At 65.5% G+C, this 2788-nt stretch carries 3 protein-coding genes and 1 pseudogene; 3 read left to right on the top strand and 1 reads right to left on the bottom strand.

Annotated elements, in window-relative coordinates; genetic code table 11:
* On the bottom strand, positions 1 to 304 hold a 304-nt coding region (locus PGX04_RS33750; RefSeq protein WP_377043935.1), incomplete at its 3' end, for a hypothetical protein.
* A gap of 290 nt (positions 305 to 594) precedes the next feature.
* On the opposite strand from PGX04_RS33750, the gene leuB reads away from it, so the two are divergent.
* From leuB to PGX04_RS34935, 3 genes and pseudogenes are all read left to right on the top strand, one after another.
* A complete protein-coding gene (leuB, locus tag PGX04_RS33745; protein ID WP_273742459.1) occupies positions 595 to 1575 on the top strand; it encodes a 3-isopropylmalate dehydrogenase in 981 nt (326 codons plus the stop codon).
* Between the two features lie 282 nt (positions 1576 to 1857).
* Positions 1858 to 2631: an HTH-type transcriptional regulator GlpR gene (gene glpR / locus PGX04_RS33740; protein WP_273742458.1), complete on the top strand. Its 774-nt coding sequence runs from the start codon at positions 1858 to 1860 to the stop codon at positions 2629 to 2631.
* A pseudogene (locus PGX04_RS34935) lies at positions 2621 to 2788 on the top strand (1-phosphofructokinase); the annotation flags it as partial. The gene glpR and the pseudogene PGX04_RS34935, both read left to right, overlap by 11 nt.

The following is a 2788-nucleotide window of genomic DNA, read 5'->3' as shown; positions in this document are numbered from 1 at the left end:
CGGGGTCGGCGGCGACGACCCCGGCCGGCGAGTCCGCCATCCCCATTCCCGGGACGTCCAGCCGTTCGACGCCCTGCAGATAGCCGGCGATCCCCTCCGGGCCGCCGTCGGCGCCGTGGGTCCGACTCACTTTCTCCTCGAGCGTCATCTCCCCGACGATCGATGGCGGGTCGTCCTCACCGGCCGCGCCAATGCCCGCACTGACCGTCCCGAGGAACAGGCCGGTCGAGATCAGGGCGCCGGTTTTCAGTGCGGTTCGTCGGGTAATTCGCGGATCCGAACGAGAACGATCTTCTCTCCTCATAGTTCAACTGCGATTATTTACAAGGTTCTTAATAAATATTCATGGCATATTGGGTAGTGTTGACACTATTCAGGGAGATACCGCCCGCCGTCGGCATTATTTAAGGTTCAGAGACGATGATTCGACGGGGGTCCGATGTGCTGGCGGCGGCCGATCGGTCGCTGTTCCGCGAGCCGCGGGTCGGACGCACAACGGTCGGGCCGGGGATCGGCGTCCGGAGTCCCGATTCCGGTGGCGTCCCGGGCCCCGGTATCGATACCCTCTTTTCGGCCCCACGTCGATGTTCGGGCATGACTCACGAAATCGCCGTCATCCCGGGCGACGGAATCGGACAGGAAGTGACACCCGCCGCGGTCGAGGTCCTCGAGACCCTCGCGATCGACTTCGAGTTCGTCGAAGCCGATGCGGGCGACGCGGTAAAGGAGGAAACGGGCGAGGCGCTGCCCCAGGAGACCTACGACCTCGCGGCGTCGGCGGACGCGACGCTGTTCGGTGCGGCCGGCGAGACGGCCGCGGACGTCATCCTGCCGCTCCGGACGGCGGTCGACTCGTTCGTCAACGTTCGACCCGCGAAGGCGTATCCGGGGATCGATGCCGTCCGCCCCGAGACGGACCTGATCTTCCTCCGGGAGAACACCGAGGGCGTCTACGCGGGTCACGAGGATCGACTGACCCGGGACGTCTCCACACTCACCCGAGTCGTCACGGAGTCCGCCTCCGAACGGCTCGCCGAGTTCGCCTGCGACTACGTCGCCGGCGACGACCACGACGGCTTCTCGATCGTCCACAAGGCCAACGTCATGCGCGAGACGGACGGTCTCTTCCGCGACACGGTCAAATCGGTCGCCGACGAGAACGGCGTCGAGACCGATCAGGTGTTGATGGATGCCTTCGCGACGCGGGTCTGTCTCGACCCCGAACAGTTCGACGTGGTCGTCTGCCCGAACCTCGCGGGCGACGTGCTCTCGGACCTCGCGGCCGGTCTCGTCGGCGGCCTCGGCCTGCTCCCCTCGGCCAACATCGGCCCCGACCGCGCGCTGTTCGAACCCGTCCACGGTACCGCACCGGACATCGCCGGACAGGGAGTCGCGAACCCCGCCGCGACGATCATCTCCGCCGCCATGCTGCTCGAGTACCTCGGCTACGACGAGGAGAGCGACGCCGTTCACGAGGCCGTCGAGGACACGCTCGAGAACGGCCCGCGGACGCCGGATCTGGGCGGCGACGCGTCGACCGAGGACGTGACCGAGGCAATCGGCGAGCGACTGTAGCGGCGACGCGGACGGATCCGATCGTCTCGACAGCAGATCGAGCAGATTCGATCAGAGACCGACACGATCTTACTCGAAACCGAATTAGTCGTTCGAAACCGTGTCGAGCTGGGATGTTCCGACCGCTAGATCGAGCTATCGGTCGCGTCTCGAGGCCGAAAGCGATCCGAGTTTCTATTTTCGAGTTGAATCGAGATATTTCGTGCAGAAACGAACTGTTATTGCAGCATAAACAAATAAAACCGTGCAGGACGCAGATGGGTTCAACGCCCTTCCAGTGACATGTTACCCGAACAGCGCAAACGGACGATCGTCGAACTCGTGTCGGATCGGGACGGCTGCTCCGTCGAGGAGCTGTCCGCCGAACTCGACGTCTCGAAGGCGACGATCCGTCGGGACCTGGACGATCTCGAGGAGGAACGTCTCGTCGAGCGGTCCCACGGCGGTGCCGTCCCGGTGACGGCGGTCGGACGCGAGGAGACGTACGTCCAGAAGGAAGTCCAGAACCTCGAGGCGAAGGCCGCGATCGGCGAGCGCGCCGCGACCGAGATCCACGACGGACAGGTCGTCTTCTTCGATTCGGGGACGACGACGATGCAGATCGCGAAGCGATCGCCGGCTGACACGGCGTTCATTCCAGTGACGAACTCGCCGCTGCTGGCGCTCGAACTCGGGAAGAACGCCGACGACGTCAAACTCACCGGCGGCACGCTGCGCCACCGCACGCGGGCGCTCGTCGGTCCGAGCGCGGAGGCGTTCATGGACCGGACGAACTTCGACCTGCTCTTTCTGGGAACGAACGGGATAACCGGCGACGGGAGCCTGACGACGCCGAACGAGGACGAGGCGCGGATGAAGGAGCTGATGGTCGAGCGCGCCGAGCGGGTCGTTCTCGTCACCGACGAGACCAAGTTCGGCGAGCGAAGCTTCGTCGAGTTCGCGACGCTCTCCGACGTGGACGTGCTGGTGACCGACGCCGAGCCGACCGGCGAGGTCGCGGAGGCCTGCACGGCGGCCGACGTGACCGTCGGCGTGGAGGTGCCGGATGATCGCTAGCGTGACGCTCAACCCCGCGGTCGACTACACGGTCGAACTCTCCGAACCGCTGACCGACGGGGCCGTCGCCCGCTCCGACGAGCACCGCTACGACGCGGGCGGCAAGGGGATCAACGTCTCGAAGTACCTAGGCGAACTCGGCGTCGAGACCGTCGCG

Source organism: Natrinema soli (genome assembly GCF_028618695.1).
This window is presented reverse-complemented; position numbering and strand designations above follow the sequence as displayed.

Coding starts and splice junctions, on each gene's coding strand:
- glpR (WP_273742458.1), top strand. CDS start 1,858: ATGTTACCCGAACAGCGCAAACGGACGATCGTCGAACTCGTGTCGGAT.
- leuB (WP_273742459.1), top strand. CDS start 595: ATGACTCACGAAATCGCCGTCATCCCGGGCGACGGAATCGGACAGGAA.